Here is a 14,613-nt window from a genome sequence, read left to right as displayed (position 1 = left end):
GATTTATATAATGTAGCTAGAAGCGCTGCTGATGAATGGAGTTATCCGGCACCATCGTTCCTTTCGTCGGACGGCTTTGCCACCATGGACCTGAATACAGGAAGGGGTTAACAAGATGATGAACAAGCAGATAAAAAGATGGGGTTTGCTATCGGTTACAGCGCTTACAGCAGTGAGCTTGGCCGCCTGCGGCGCGAATACCAAGCCGAATGAAGCCGGTCAAGCGAGCGGGGATGCGGCAGCGGGCGGGGACAAGCCGGTCAAGCTGCGCATTGTGTGGTGGGGCTCACAGGCCAGACATGACGCTACCTTGAAGGCGCTGGATGCCTACACGAAAAAACATCCGAATGTGACCTTTGAACCGGAGTTTTCCGGCTTCGACGGCTATGCCGACAAGCTGGCAACCCAAGCTGCAGCGAAAAACGCACCTGACATCATCCAGATGGACCCGGCTTGGCTCGCTGAATACAGCGCCAGAAATCAGCTGGCGGATCTGTCCCAGGGCATCAATACGGCGGATATCGATAAATCACTCGTCGATTCCGGCAAGTACAAAGACAAGCTGTACGCGATTCCGCTTGGGAATAACGCGACGGGCATGGTATTCAACAAGAATGCGGTCGACAAGCTTGGCATTACGCCTCCGGCCAACGGCTGGACGTGGGATCAATATTTCCAATTCGGCAAGGATGCGAAAGCCAAGCTGGAGAAGGATAAATACGCGCTGATGGATGCGACGAACGATTATACGGTGTATTCCTCCTATCAGATCAGCCAAGGCAAAGGCTACCCGATTACGGTAGACGGCAAATTTAATATCGATAAAGACACGTACCTTACGTTCGTGAAAAAATATGCGGATTTACGCAAAGACGGCATCGTTCCTCCTCCGGATATCGCTACGACCGATAAAGAATCGGACGCCAAGATGGACTTGATGAACAATGACACCGTATTGATGAAACGCAGCTTCGCGGCACTGTTCCCGGGCTATGAAGGCGTGAAACCGGGGGCTTACACGCTGGTGACGCAGCCGAAGGGCGCTCAGTCCAGCGGCTTCCTGAAGCCGTCCATGTTCTGGTCGGTCAGCGCGGATTCCAAAAACGTCGAGGCCTCGAAGAAATTTATCGACTGGTTCGTGAACGACCAGGAAGCGGCGGATATTTTGACGACGACAAGAGGCGTGCCGGTTTCCAAAAAGGTGCTCGAATACTTGACGCCGAAGCTGACGGCTGCGGACAAGCTGCAAATCGAGCTGATCAAGAACGTAGCTCCGGATGCACAGCCGTTCAATCCGGGCGCCAAAGGGTGGAGCAACTATACCGCCAAGGACTTCAAGGATATCGGCGAAAAAGTGATGTTCGGCAAGATTACGCCGGAAGCGGCGTATGATGAATTAGTGAAGAAAGCGAAGGACTATCAATAAGATGATTACACTGACTGGATTTGCAGACGAAATATCACCGGATTTGGAAATACAGCTCGACGTATTGGCGTCGGAAGGCACTAGCCACCTGGAGCTGCGCGGCGTATGGGGCAAGAACGTGCTCCAATTGACCGACGAGGAGGCGGCGCGCGTAAAGGAACGGCTGGATGCACGCGGCTTCCGCGTCTCCTCGATCGGCTCGCCGATCGGCAAGATTCAAATCACCGATGACTTTGAGCCGCATCTGACCGATTTCCGGAAAGCTATCGAGCTGGCCCGTTATTTCGGGGCACCGTATATCCGCATCTTCTCCTTCTTCATTCCGGAAGGGGAGGACCCTGCAGGCTATCGCGAAGAAGTGCTGAGCCGGATGAAGCAGCTGGCCCGTCTGGCCGAGCAGGAGAACATCATGCTGCTGCATGAAAATGAGAAAGAGATTTATGGCGACAACGGCGAGCGTTGTCTGGAGATTTTGCAAGCTTGCGATTCCGACAAGCTGCGGGCGGCGTTCGATCCGGCCAACTTCGTGCAGTGCGGCGTACGTCCGATGTCGGAGGCTTACCCGCTGGTTGCACCCTACATCGAGTATATTCACATCAAGGACGCGCTGCTGGAGAGCGGCAAGGTGGTACCGGCCGGAGAAGGCGACGGCGAGCTGCGGGATTTGATCGGCACGTTGAAGCAGCGCGGATACAATGGCTTCATGTCGCTGGAGCCGCATTTGTCCGCCGCGGAGACGTTCCAGGGCTTCAGCGGCCCGGAGCTGTTCGTGGTAGCGGTAAGAGCATTGAAAAGCTTGCTTGAAGAAGCGGAGATCGAGTGGAACTAATTTTTTGAAGCTAAGAGAGCTGTCCCCTAGCAGGTGGGGGCGGCTCTTTTTTTGCTGCGGGCCGGAAATTATCCCGGAAGCTGGCGGGCGGGAGGGACCATGGTCCCTCATTTCTTGGCGTTTGCCTAGGCCTTTATAAAATTTTTGTCGAATTTTGGAAGGACTTTCTGCCTTGCATGTAGAATATCCAACTGTTGGGTAATTTGGATGTCATTCGCCACGCCTTTTATCCCAATGATTATATGACTAAAGGATGATTCCATTGAAACGTATCGTGAAACCACTTGCTGCGGCGCTTTTGCTGTCGCAGCTGCCTTTTTCTATTCTGCCTGCAGGAGCTTCCGTCGCGGCAGCGTCATCAGTCACCTCCTCCACATACGGGACACCGCAGTATACGCGTCTGTCCGTAGGTGTATCGAAAATCGATATCTCCCTCCGCACACGCTTCACGACAGGGATTTATGCTATGGGGGGGTTCGGGGTAGCAGATAATGTTACCTCCCAGTGTACCTACTGGGTCGAGGACACTGCTGTGGCGACTGTGAACAGCGAGGGGGCGGTATTCTCCGTAGCCGAGGGCAGCACGGTGCTGCACATTCAATTCCAGAACTTAACCGCAACCGTTCCGATTACGGTTACTGCGGAGGAGGAGCAAAATCCGATCACCCCACCGTTGTATACGGAGCCGGCGGTTCCCCAATCGACGCTGGATGTGTATTCCGGCGTCGATATGTCCAGGCTGGCTGCACACCGCAAGGCATCGCTGGACCTGCTCAACACACTGCGGACTGCTGTAGGGGCAGCTCCGCTTACGTTTGACGACAGCTTGAACAAGGCGGCACAGGCTCATGCGAACTACCAGGATGCAGACAAGCGGATGGGGCATGACGAAACATCCGGCAAGCTCTGGTTTTCCGGTGCCGGGCCTGGGGACAGGGCCAGAGCCTTCGGCTACGCCAGCTCGGGCGTAGGGGAGACCGTAGCGCCGACCTCAGCGTCATCGTCAGGGGCGACACAAATGCTCATCGATGCCCCGTTCCATCGGTTTATCTTACTGATGCCATCGTTCCGCGATGTCGGCGTCGGTGTATCGAACGGTTATACGGTGATTGACCCTGGGAAGAAGAGTATTATATATGACAGCAAGGATAACGGGCTTGTGTATTATCCTTACAATGGCCAAACCGGGATTCCGGCCTATTGGATGGCGTATGAAACGCCGAATCCGCTGAGCTCCTACGGAAAAGCGGGCGCCAAGGTAGGTTATCCGATTACCATCAGCACCTCGACAGGGAATAAGCTATCCTTCCGTAGTGCTCAGATTACGGATCCCTCCGGCAATAATGTAGACTACTATCTGGTGGATTCCAACAAGGGCGGGAACAGCTACGGACTCATATTCATACCCAAAGAGCCGCTCAAGAACAATACAACCTATAAGGTGAATGCCAGCGTTACCCTGAGCAGCGACTTTGAAAGCGGATCGAGCACGAACAAAACCTACGATTGGAGCTTTACAACGCAGTCGGACACCATTTCGACCCTGTATGCGAATAGCTTCCGTTCCTCGGTTCCCGTGGGCTCGAGCATCAAGGTCCCTTCCATTATGGCGAGAACCAGCAGCGGCAGTGAGAGTGATGTGACCTCTTCCGTCCAATTTACTACGGATTCATCGAAGGTGAAGATCAGCGACGGCATGATTTATGGGATTTCCGAAGGAAAGGCGAGGATTACGGCCACCTATGGGGGCGCGGCCTACAGCTTCGACTTCTCTGTAACACCGAATCAAGGCGGGGCGGTTCCCGGCATCGTGGAGCAGCTGGGTCAAGAACAGGGACAAGGAACGGGGGCGGCTGCTGCCAAAGCCATGAATTTTACGGATATTAGCTCCCATTGGGCACAGGCTACGATTCAATGGGCACAGCAGTATAGCATCATCGACGGCTATGCGGATGGAACGTTCCGGCCTGACGGTGAAGTGACCGAGGCCGAGTTTTTGGCGATGCTGTTCCGGATGTATCCGGGCAGCACTGAAGCATTGGATTCCGCCGGCGTCTCGGCATCCGGCGATTGGAGTGACAAGTATTACGGCTATGCCGCCGCGCTTAATCTGGGTCTGCAGGACAGCACGGCCAACCGGGAGCTCAGAAGCCAGGCGCTGAAACGCGCTCAGGTTGCACAGCTGATCGCCGGGGTGAGCGGGCATAACTATGCGAGTGATGACGATGCCATCCGCTTTCTGTTGGACGCAGGATACTCGCAAGGCAAAACGGCTTCTACGGTGGCAGGCTACGCGGGCGGTGAGCGGCTGACGCGTTCGGAGGCCCTGCAGTTTTTGCGGAATTTGCAGGAGCGCGGACTTCAGAAGCTGGAGAAGCGGCCGAACTAAGCAGATGCCGATCTGCAAGCTGGAAGTCCTTTCGGCTTCCTTTTATGGTATGATTACCCTGTTTGTTTGAGCGGTAGAATGACCTTGAGGGGGCTGGAGCATGCATTTTGAATGGACGACAATGTTTATTCAGCTGTTGTTGGCGGCATTTTGGATATTTATTATTTATGCGGTTGTGGTCTTGGTTCGAAATTCGAAGGAGAATACCCGCACGCTTCGACGACTGGAGGAACAGCTGACGAGGATGAGCCGGCAGTTGGAGGAGCGGGAGCAGGCGGAGGATAACCGGAAGCCGAAGGAGAATCAGGCCTGACAAGAGGTATGCAGCGGTGGCGAAGCAGAGTAAGCTGTTGAACCCGAAAGGGCTGGCTTGCCCGCAGCGTCTCTGGGGTCTAAAAGCAAGCAATCTAAAGGAGCTGCCGCGGGCGGCTCCTTTGTTGTTGCGTCACATAGCGCGTAAGAAACACTTGGGCGGTGCTTTAACCACGGCAAGCAGGCTGGAATCGTTCTTTGTGGGAATCAGCGCTAAATTTTGTTGCGATTGTATATGTAAATAAATACAACCGCCAAAGGGAGAGATAATAAAACAGCGGCAAACAAGATAGATTCATAGGACATCAGCATAAGCGACTCTCCTTATTCAAGTCTTTTGCCATTCATTAACCGGATGAGACGGAGTTGAATCAGCATTCGCTGCCTGTGAAAAGAACCATTTGACTTTTGGAAAGGTCGATGGTAAAGTAAACCCATAAACAAATTGTGCACAATTTAATCTTACAAAATCTAAATGAAGGTGGGAGGCAGATATGGAGCGCGAGCAACTGCTGAAGCTGGACAATCAGCTCTGCTTTGCCGTCTATGCTTTGTCCCGGGAAATCACGAAGATATACCGTCCCCATCTCGAAGAGCTGGGCCTCACCTATACGCAGTATGTGACCTTGCTAGCCCTTTGGGAGGAAGACGACATTACTGTGAAAGAGCTTGGTGCCCGACTGTACCTCGATTCAGGCACTTTGACGCCGCTGCTGAAGCGGCTGGAGCAAATGGGGCTTATTCGGCGGGTGCGCGACGTGAAGGATGAACGCAATGTATTAATCCAATTGACCGAGCAGGGCAAGGCTCTGAAGGAACGTGCGTACGAGATTCCAGAGAAGGTATTCTGTCATTTGGGCTTAGACCCTCAGGAAATCAGTCAATGGCGAAAGCAGCTGACACAGCTGACCCACACCATCCAACAATTCAAATCGGAGGAATGATCTTATGTCTATTTATGATATCCCAGTCACCAGCATTAGAGGAAAAGAAGGCTCCATGGCCGATTACAAAGGAAAAGTGCTGATTGTCGCCAACACAGCCAGCAAATGCGGATTTACCCCGCAGTACAGCGACCTGCAAAAGCTGTATGAGAAATACCGTGAGCAAGGCTTGGAAATTTTGGGCTTCCCGAGCAATCAATTTGCTGAGCAGGAGCCGGGAAGTCATACGGAGGTCGAGGCCTTTTGCCAAATGAATTATGGCGTAAGCTTCCCGCTGTTCGAGAAAACGGACGTGCGCGGAGCGGATGCGCATCCGTTGTTCCAATATTTAACGGAGCAGGCGCCGTTCAAGGGCTTTGATCTAACCAATGCCAGCGGCAAAATGCTGAACGCATTTCTGCAGGAGAAGTTTCCGGAGCAATTATTAGGTGATTCGGTGAAATGGAACTTCACGAAGTTTATTATCGACCGCGAAGGCAATGTAGTCGCGCGCTTCGAGCCGACAGAAGAGCCGATGGACATGGAGTCCACGATTCAATCGCTGCTGTAACGGTTCGACGGTTCGCTGCAGCAAGGTACCTGAGAGCAGAACGGAAGAGCGCCGCAAGCGACACAAACCGATATAAAATTGTTGCACGTGGAGCAAAATTTGTCGGACCGACCCGTTATCATTAAATAATTTGTCCAACTATGGGATGGAAGCCTGAACATAACGACATGTTTCCGCAGGAACGGAACAAGCAGCGCTCTGCAATCGGCAAATGGTTCGATAAGAAGCATTGGATGCTCTTGGGCCGTTGTCCAGCAGCTTGACGCTGCTGGGTCGAGTATAATGTAACAAAACGGTCGGGAAGGGGAGAGCCCCTAACCCGGCCGTTTTTGTTTTGCTGCAAAGCGCCAGGAAAGCCTGCATTTGCGAAACGAAAGCCTGCTTACATATCCAACGCGCGTGTTGCCGCTCTGCATGGCGGTCGGACCAACCCCAAGCGGACGTTTTGGTGAAAGAACCCTTCCCTAGAACGCTGCCGCTCATCTTCGTAGGGCTTCTTAAAAGGCTTCCTCATCTTACCCTGCTATTTTCCTGTTCATTGTCCCCAAATTTCCGTTTCGGTAATACTGTTCCAAGTATTCACCGTGTTACCGTGTCCGACAATTCGCACATACCGTGCACTTTGGTCGGCAATGTCAACCGTTTCGAGATTGAGCGTCGAACCGCTGCTGGCTCCGGTGTAGACCGTTGTCCAGCTCGTTCCGTCTGCTGACACCTCGATCTGAAAGGAGGAGCTCCGCACATCTCCTTGGTACCAGGAAATTTTGATCCGATCCACCGTTTTGCTGGGTCCCAGATCGTAGCGGATCCACTGCCCGTCGCCGTTGGCGGACCAGCGGGTGCTCAGGCTGCCATCCACTGTATTGGCCGGCACGTTGCCATCATCGCTGCTTGCGGTCACACTCGTCCCCGGTACGGACAGCTTGGATGAGGTGCTGCCGTTCGCGACTGTCACATTCCCGCTGTACATATTGCCTGACGGGCTGCGGGTATTGCCGGAGGCGGTCGCCGTTCCGTTCGCATCGGTCGTAACGACATAAGGCGCTGCCGTATCCAGATAAACGGTATTGCCGGTAAAGGTTGCGTTCTGTCCCCACCCGGTAACCCGTTGATGCACCTGGAAGGCGTCGACAATGATGCTGTTGTTGTTGCGGTAGCCTGTATTGTTGCGGATGATGTCATTGTTTCCTTTCACGTCGATGAAGCTGTCTGCAGAGTTGGCGCCGCTGATGCCGGTTCCGTTGAACGTGCAGTTTTCTACGATGGTGCCGGTCGAGCCTTCCTTGATATCTACATGCTCTGCCGTGACATTAGGTCCGATCGTCACATTGGTGATCGTGTTGTAATTCGTTGCTTTCACATAGGTTCCCCATTTGCCTTGGTCGGACCCGACATACACGCCTTCGCCATAATCGGCGGTCACTTGGCCCGTATCATGGACGTACGAGTTCTGAATCTTGTTATAGGAGCTGCCGTCGCGGTAATGAACGCCTTCCTCCCCGATATTGTACACCTCGGCTCCGTCAATCAGCGTGTAATTGGCGTTGTCCAGCATGATCCCTTTTTTGGCATTCGTCACCTTGAGGTCCTGAACGACCCAATAGTCGCCGGTAATATAGACGGTATAACCGCTGCCGGTTCCCCCGCCGTTCAAAATGGCCTTACTCGTGGCACTGGAGCTTTTGAGCGTGATCGGACTAGCCGCTGTTCCGTTGGCTGCCAGAACGAAATTTCCGCTGAAGGTAGTTCCCGCGTTTAAGACGATCGTATCGCCCGGCTGCGCGTTGGTAAGGGCGGTTTGCAAGCATGAGGCCGTGCTGCAATTGACTGTAGCGGCGTGAATGGGACGGGAAGTAAATACAACCATCAGCAGCAGGAATAGACAAATGGACAGGAATAAATACAACGTCTGGCGAGGATAAGGGAAATTCAACTTCATAGCGCGTGTGGTCATCGGTGGTTCCTCCTGAAAAATCAGATTGGGAAAGCGGTGAACTTGAAGCTCCTCCCTTCGAACGAATTACAGGCAATTATTGATAGCGCTTACAATAGTAGAGTATAGAAAACAAAAAGGAAAAGCTTGTGTAATTTCTATGCGGAGTTGCGATATTTTTAGGTGAGACGCCGATAGTCAAAAATAAAACAGACCGCCCTCTGATCGAGAAGAACGGTCTGTATGGTCTTGTACCGTCTGGGCACATTAAAAATCAAAGTTGTCCGGATCCGGTCCAACGCGTAAATCCCGGTTCAAGGCATCGATTCGTGTCATATCCTCGGCCGATAACGCAAAGTCGAAGACCGAACCATTCTCGATGATGCGCTGCTCCTTCGTTGATTTCGGAATCGTCACCACGCCATGCTGCAAATCCCAGCGCAAAATGACTTGAGCGACGGACTTGCCGTGCCGCTCCGCAATTTCCTTCAGTACCGGCTGCTCCAGCAGCTGGCCTTGCATGAGCGGCGACCAGGCCTCCAGCTGAATGTTATGGGACTGACAGTAGCTAAGCAGCGAAGCTTGAGTCAGCTGAGGGTGATATTCAACCTGGTTGACCATCGGTTTGATCTCCGCCTCCTTCATGATCTCTTCCAGATGATGGACCTGGAAATTGCTCACCCCGATCGCTTTGACACGGCCTTCCCGGTAGAGGGCTTCCAGAGCTCTCCATGCTTCTTTATATTTGCCTGCGACAGGCCAATGAATCAGGTACAAGTCGAGATAATCCAGCTGCAATTTGGCCAAGCTGGCTTCGTACGCGGCGAGAGTGGATTCGTAGCCGAGATCGGCATTCCAAACCTTCGAGGTAACGAAGAGCTCTTCCTGGCTCAGCCCCGTCTCCTGAAGGGCTGCCTGGATGCCTTGGCCGACGCTGGCTTCATTGCCGTAAATAGCCGCGGTATCGATACTGCGGTAACCGTGGCGAACAGCGGATTGAACAGCCTCCACCAGCTGGGTTCCTTCTTCGACTTTAAAAACGCCCAGGCCAAGCCAAGGCATACGAACTCCATTGTGCAATACGGTTGTGGACTGCAAATTGTGCAGATTCATTATGTGGTTCACTCCTGTATATTGTATTGGGGATAAGAAGGGTTAAGCCGACCGGTAGGCGGGCTCGGTTTCCGGGCTGCGGGCCGGTTTCTTTTCCAAGGCACGGCTCCAGGCTGTCAGGATGACAGCGCCTAGAACCATCAATGCGCCCACCCATGTCGTATGAATCAAGCCGATGGTATCTGTGACCACTCCGCCCAAGTAGGCGCCGATAGCAATGCCTGCGTTAAAGGCGGCGATATTGATGGCGGATGCGACATCAACCGCTTTGGGAACATAACGCTCCGCCAGCATCACGACGTACACCTGAAGTCCCGGAACGTTCATGAAGGCGAGCAGCCCCATACCGAATATCGTTATCAGGCCAGCCGCTTTGAACGGCGCGGTGAAGGCCAAGAGCAGCAGCACGAGGGATTGAACGGCGAACATGTAGAACAGCGCATTTACCGGCTTGCGGTTCGCGGCCTTGCCTCCAATGACATTGCCGATGGCAATGGCGATGCCGTACAGCAGCAGGATGGCGGCTACCGTATGCTCCTGAAACCCGGTAATGTCGTGGAGCAGCGGGGATAAATAAGTAAAGACGACGAACGTCCCCCCGTATCCAAGGGCGGTAATAGCAAAAACAAGCAGCAGTCGTCCGTTTGTTATCAGCTTAAGCTGATCCCGCAGCATGATTTTGGCTCCTTTGCGCAAATGGGAAGGAACCAAAAGCATATTCGCTATCAGAGCTGCAATACCGACGACGACAATGGCAGCAAAAGCGGCGCGCCAACCCCATTGCTGTCCGATAAACGTGCCGATGGGCACTCCGGTGACCGTGGCCACGGTAAGCCCGGAAAACATCATCGCAATGGCACTGGCCCGGCGGTTTTCCGGCACCAGATCCGCCGCGATCGTAGAGCCGATCGACATGAAGATGCCGTGCGACAAAGCGGAGATGACACGTGCGGTCAGCAGCACGCCGATGCCGCTCGCAGCGGCCGCAAGGCTGTTGCCCGCAATAAACACGATCATGATCCAAAACAGCAGCGTTTTGCGAGATATATTGGAGGTCAGTGACGTTAATACAGGAGCGCCAAAAGTGACGCCTAATGCATACAAAGTGACGGTTAAGCCCGAGGTGGTTACGGATATATGCAGGTCTTCAGCGATAAGCGGCAGCAGTCCCACGCTGATAAACTCGGTCGTTCCTATTGCAAAGGCACTAATGGCCAGGGCCAGGAGCGCCAGGGTGCTTCTTCTTTTATCTAATGGCATTCATCTCACTCCTATCTATAGATTCACCGGCCGGCAAATGCTATTATGGAGCAAGTGAGTAGAAAAGAATAGTACGTACTTATAAGTGCTATAGGTACTAAAAAGTGCCTATAAACAGCAGGAGGGACAGGTCATGGCGGAACCGAAGAAAAAATACAACATATCCGTTGAAGCGACGCTTGAGGTGATCGGGGGCAAATGGAAGTGCGTCATCTTATGCCATTTGACTCATGGAAAAAAACGAACCAGCGACTTGAAGCGGCTGATGCCCGGCATTACCCAAAAGATGCTGACCCAGCAGCTGCGGGAGCTGGAGGAGGACGGGATTATTAACCGGATTACGTATAATCAAGTCCCGCCCAAGGTGGAGTATGAGCTGACGGAGTACGGCTGGGGCTTGAAGCCGATCCTGGATTCGCTGTGCGCGTGGGGAGAACGGCATATCATTAAAGAATACGGCGATAAGTTTGCCGTGCTGGAGGATAGTATTTTGAATCATTAGCAGGGGAATTGCTGATGGATTACAATACTTTGGGCAGCTCAATCGTAAAAGAGAAATGACCATTCTGATGATGCAGCTTCAACTTGCTGCCATGCAGCTCGACGATATGGCTTGCAATGGACAAGCCGAGTCCCGCGCCGGACGGCATGTCGCGATCGTGCCGGGAAGGCTCCGCTTTGTAAAAGCGTTCGAAGAGCAATGCTTCCTGCTCTGTCGTGATCGGTTTTCCCCGGTTTTCGATAGAAAGGACAACCTGCTCACCCCTTTCCGCAAGCCGAATCGCAACCTCCCCGGGCTTCAAGGAAAACTTGAGCGCATTCATCAAAAGATTATCAAGGGCTCGAACAAATTTTTCTACATCGATCTGCACGTACAGAGCTTGTGGAGCTCCGATCTTGTGAACGGCAAGAGAATGCTCTTGAGCGATCGGTTCGAATTCGTTGACAATTTGCTCAACCAGGCTGCTGATATCGATTCTTTGAAAGGACAGAGTCACATCCCCGCTGGTCAGACGGGTATAATCGAACAGGTCGTCAATCAGCTTTTTTAGCTGCTGCGTCTTGTTGAATGCGTTGTTGATGAAGCGTTTATGCTCCTCCAGATCGCGATAATCGTCGTTTTTGAGCAAATTCAAATAACCGATGATGCTTGTCAGGGGAGTTCGCAAATCGTGAGATATGTGAGTAATCAGCTCGATTTTGGACATTTCTAGACGGCGTTCCTTGTCCATCATGGTATGCAGCTGTTCCGCCATGTAATTGATATTCTGCGCCACCACGCCGAGCTCGTCCTGGTTGGACAGCGGCACCCGGTACTTGAGATTGCCCTTGGCGATGGTCATAAGGCCGCTTGCCAATGTCTGCATGTAACGTACGATTCGCCTCGTGAACATAAAGAACACAAGCAGGAAGATGGCGATGAACGCCAGTAAAGAGGCGATGGCCGAGAGAGTGCTCCCTAACCGGTCAAAAAAGCTGTTTACGGTGATAATGGCCGAACCGATGAACGCAATCAAGAAGCTAAGGACAAACGAACCGACAATCCGGATTCGGATGCTCTTTCGGTGATCAAGAAGGGCAAGGAAGCTTCTAATCAATTTTGTATCCCACTCCCCATACGGTTTTGATATAGCGCGGCTCCCGGGGATTGTCCTCGATTTTCTCACGGATATTCCGCACGTGGACCATTACGGTATTGTCGGATAAAAATTTGTCCTCTTTCCACACATTCCGGTAAATTTGCTCGACGTTGAAAACCTGTCCGCGCCGTCCGGCGAGCAGCTTCAAAATGGCGAATTCGATCGGGGTAAGCGAAACCCCTTTGCCTGATACCGTCACCAGATGACGGTTTGTATCAATAATCAAATCATCGACCTCGAAGATGCCGTCGGCAGGGGCAACCTTGCCTGCCTGAAGAGCGTCTGTGAACGACTGTCTGCGCAGCTGTGCCTTCACTCTCGCGACCAGTTCCAGCGGGTTAAAGGGCTTGGCAACGTAATCATCGGCTCCTGTTGTCAGACCCATTATTTTATCGATATCTTCTCCCTTCGCGGAGAGCATGATGATTGGAATGTTCGACATGGCCCGTATCTGGAAGCAGGTCTTAATTCCATCCATGTTCGGCATCATAATGTCCAAAATGATCAAATCCATCGTTTCCTTGCTCAGCCATTCTAGCGCCTGGATACCATCCTCCGCTTCATATACACAGAAGCCTTCATTTTGCAAATAAATGCGAATGACATCGCGAATCTCCAGATCGTCATCCGATACGAGAATACGAATCGTCAAGCTGCATTCCTCCTCGGATTAAGTAAGCGTCCCAATGAAACCGGCAGCATACATAAATCGTGAATCAAGCTGACCCAACACAGAGCCGGTTACGAGGCACTGCTTGGGTGACATCGAAGCTGTGACTACACCCGTAGAAGCTGTACGTGTGAGCATCATCCGGTTGTACCAACCACACCACATAAGACATGATGGGACGAGCGACTGGAAGAAAATAACGGGTCTAATGCAAAACTACCATTTAACGAATGTCTCCGTCAATTAACACCAACTGGCCGAACTGTTGGATGAATGACAGCCGTGCTTCATAGCTCATGGCTGGAGGCTTCCTTTTTCCGGCACACATAGACGAACGCGGGCGGAACATTGAGCGGAACGAAATGAATGTGCTCAATCTCAAAATCCCGGCTGAGCCGTTTTCGCATTTGCTGCGAATATTGGAAGGCGATAAACAGGCCGCCCGGTCTTAATGCAGCCGTGACCTCCTGCATAATCTGTTCACGCAGCTGATGGGGGAAATTGAAAAACGGAAGCCCGCTAAGCACGCAATCAAGCCTGTCGATTCCCGTTTCCTTTAAGGCATTCCGGAGGCCGCAGGCGTCCTCATGGCAGGCGTAATCCGGAAAAGCCTCCTTCAGTCTGCTTAGCAGATGGGGGTCTTGCTCAAACAGAAGCACTGTCGTATCTCTACGCCGGACCGCATCCATGTGCCTGGTAATTGCGCCTGTACCGGCCCCTAGCTCCACAACGCTCGCAACCTTGCTCCAAGGAACAGGCTCCAGCATTTTTCTCGCCAAAAATGTAGAGCTTGGTGTTACGCTGCCGATTTGCTTTGGCGTACGCATAAATTTATACAGGAACAGCAGCTTCTCTTGCATAGCTCGCATCATGAAACATCGCCTCTCTCGCTCTTTACTTTCGACACGACCATCGTATCGAAAACTTCTTCAGAACAAGTGGAAGCAAAGTTGAAGAATTTCTGAAGATGAGAAGGGTTCATTAGGCAATCTCTATCGGTACATCGGCATCCTGACCCTATGAAAGCTAAGCAAAGACGCCGTCACCCACTCACAGCGTGGGTTGACGGCGTCTTTAAGCTTTCCAGCTCTACGCAGCTTCGGACAGAATTCGGGCTGAACGGTCAGGACCTGAACGGGCGAGGCTGCGGATAAGGCATGGGCGGCGGTGGCGGCATATAGGAGCTGGGGAACGGATTCATATCCTGAATCGCATTCACCGGATAGTGCTTGGTGGCAAACTGGGTGTGGTATAAGTACTCCATCACGTACACTTGGCCGTCGTACACGCTGCACAGCACGCCGCTGACCCCTTGACCGTTCTTCAGAGAAATGCCGACCGGCTTTCCGAGCAGGTAAGGCACCTTGTAGCTCCATGGCATATGCGGATCTCCTCCTTTATCCCTACCATATGTCAGGGAAAGGAAGAGGTGTCTTGGACAGTCCGCGCAGCCTAAGAAAAAGGCTTGCTGCCCGCTGAATAAGCGGTGCAGCGGGTTGCAAGCTCATTCGCGCCGCCCGCAGCGCCCCGCACACCGGGGCGCTTCA

At 52.7% G+C, this 14,613-nt stretch carries 14 protein-coding genes; 7 read left to right on the top strand and 7 right to left on the bottom strand.

Annotation, left to right across the window (positions count from 1 at the left end; all coding sequences use genetic code 11):
• Window positions 1-115: 115 nt before the first annotated feature.
• From CF651_RS25025 to CF651_RS25000, 6 genes are all read left to right on the top strand, one after another.
• Window positions 116-1,426, top strand: coding sequence for an ABC transporter substrate-binding protein (locus CF651_RS25025; protein WP_245856144.1), 1,311 nt, complete (start codon window positions 116-118; stop codon window positions 1,424-1,426).
• A 1-nt stretch (window position 1,427) separates the two neighbouring features.
• Window positions 1,428-2,255 carry a sugar phosphate isomerase/epimerase family protein gene (locus tag CF651_RS25020; protein ID WP_094017613.1) on the top strand — a complete coding sequence of 276 codons (828 nt, stop codon included), beginning with the start codon at window positions 1,428-1,430 and terminating at the stop codon, window positions 2,253-2,255.
• 262 nt (window positions 2,256-2,517) lie between these two features.
• Window positions 2,518-4,644 (top strand): S-layer homology domain-containing protein, encoded by a 2,127-nt coding sequence (locus tag CF651_RS25015; protein WP_179232984.1) that lies wholly within the window; start codon window positions 2,518-2,520, stop codon window positions 4,642-4,644.
• Between the two features lie 100 nt (window positions 4,645-4,744).
• Window positions 4,745-4,957, top strand: coding sequence for a DUF948 domain-containing protein (locus tag CF651_RS25010; RefSeq protein WP_094017611.1), 213 nt, complete (start codon window positions 4,745-4,747; stop codon window positions 4,955-4,957).
• 493 nt (window positions 4,958-5,450) lie between these two features.
• Window positions 5,451-5,900 carry a MarR family winged helix-turn-helix transcriptional regulator gene (locus tag CF651_RS25005; protein WP_094017610.1) on the top strand — a complete coding sequence of 150 codons (450 nt, stop codon included), beginning with the start codon at window positions 5,451-5,453 and terminating at the stop codon, window positions 5,898-5,900.
• Between the two features lie 4 nt (window positions 5,901-5,904).
• The gene (locus CF651_RS25000; protein ID WP_094017609.1) at window positions 5,905-6,450 is read left to right on the top strand and encodes a glutathione peroxidase; all 546 of its coding nucleotides are present in this window, start codon (window positions 5,905-5,907) and stop codon (window positions 6,448-6,450) included.
• Between the two features lie 535 nt (window positions 6,451-6,985).
• Here the strand turns inward: CF651_RS25000 and CF651_RS32520 are convergent.
• From CF651_RS32520 to CF651_RS24985, 3 genes are all read right to left on the bottom strand, one after another.
• Window positions 6,986-8,404 carry a discoidin domain-containing protein gene (locus CF651_RS32520; RefSeq protein ID WP_179232983.1) on the bottom strand — a complete coding sequence of 473 codons (1,419 nt, stop codon included), beginning with the start codon at window positions 8,402-8,404 and terminating at the stop codon, window positions 6,986-6,988.
• Window positions 8,405-8,650: 246 nt separating this feature from the next.
• On the bottom strand, window positions 8,651-9,496 hold the full coding sequence (locus CF651_RS24990; protein ID WP_094017608.1) for an aldo/keto reductase: 846 nt from the start codon (window positions 9,494-9,496) through the stop codon (window positions 8,651-8,653).
• Between the two features lie 42 nt (window positions 9,497-9,538).
• Window positions 9,539-10,756: an MFS transporter gene (locus CF651_RS24985; protein ID WP_094017607.1), complete on the bottom strand. Its 1,218-nt coding sequence runs from the start codon at window positions 10,754-10,756 to the stop codon at window positions 9,539-9,541.
• Between the two features lie 133 nt (window positions 10,757-10,889).
• Between CF651_RS24985 and CF651_RS24980 the strand changes: the two genes are divergently transcribed.
• Complete coding sequence (locus CF651_RS24980; protein ID WP_094017606.1) at window positions 10,890-11,258, top strand: winged helix-turn-helix transcriptional regulator; 369 nt, start codon at window positions 10,890-10,892, stop codon at window positions 11,256-11,258.
• A 19-nt stretch (window positions 11,259-11,277) separates the two neighbouring features.
• Here the strand turns inward: CF651_RS24980 and CF651_RS24975 are convergent, their stop codons facing one another.
• The 4 genes from CF651_RS24975 to CF651_RS24960 all read right to left on the bottom strand — a co-directional run bounded on the left by CF651_RS24975 (window position 11,278) and on the right by CF651_RS24960 (window position 14,447).
• Entirely contained in the window at window positions 11,278-12,354 is a 1,077-nt protein-coding gene (locus tag CF651_RS24975) for a sensor histidine kinase (RefSeq protein WP_245856143.1), read from the bottom strand.
• Window positions 12,347-13,048 (bottom strand): response regulator transcription factor, encoded by a 702-nt coding sequence (locus CF651_RS24970; RefSeq protein ID WP_094017605.1) that lies wholly within the window; start codon window positions 13,046-13,048, stop codon window positions 12,347-12,349. The genes CF651_RS24975 and CF651_RS24970 overlap by 8 nt, the downstream gene beginning before the upstream one ends.
• Before the next feature lie 305 nt (window positions 13,049-13,353).
• Window positions 13,354-13,935, bottom strand: coding sequence for a class I SAM-dependent methyltransferase (locus tag CF651_RS24965; RefSeq protein WP_425436323.1), 582 nt, complete (start codon window positions 13,933-13,935; stop codon window positions 13,354-13,356).
• A gap of 254 nt (window positions 13,936-14,189) precedes the next feature.
• Window positions 14,190-14,447 (bottom strand): hypothetical protein, encoded by a 258-nt coding sequence (locus CF651_RS24960; protein ID WP_094017603.1) that lies wholly within the window; start codon window positions 14,445-14,447, stop codon window positions 14,190-14,192.
• Between the last annotated feature and the right edge of the window lie 166 nt (window positions 14,448-14,613).

This window comes from Paenibacillus rigui (genome assembly GCF_002234615.1).
In the GTDB taxonomy this organism is placed as follows: domain Bacteria; phylum Bacillota; class Bacilli; order Paenibacillales; family NBRC-103111; genus Paenibacillus_S; species Paenibacillus_S rigui.
This window is presented reverse-complemented; position numbering and strand designations above follow the sequence as displayed.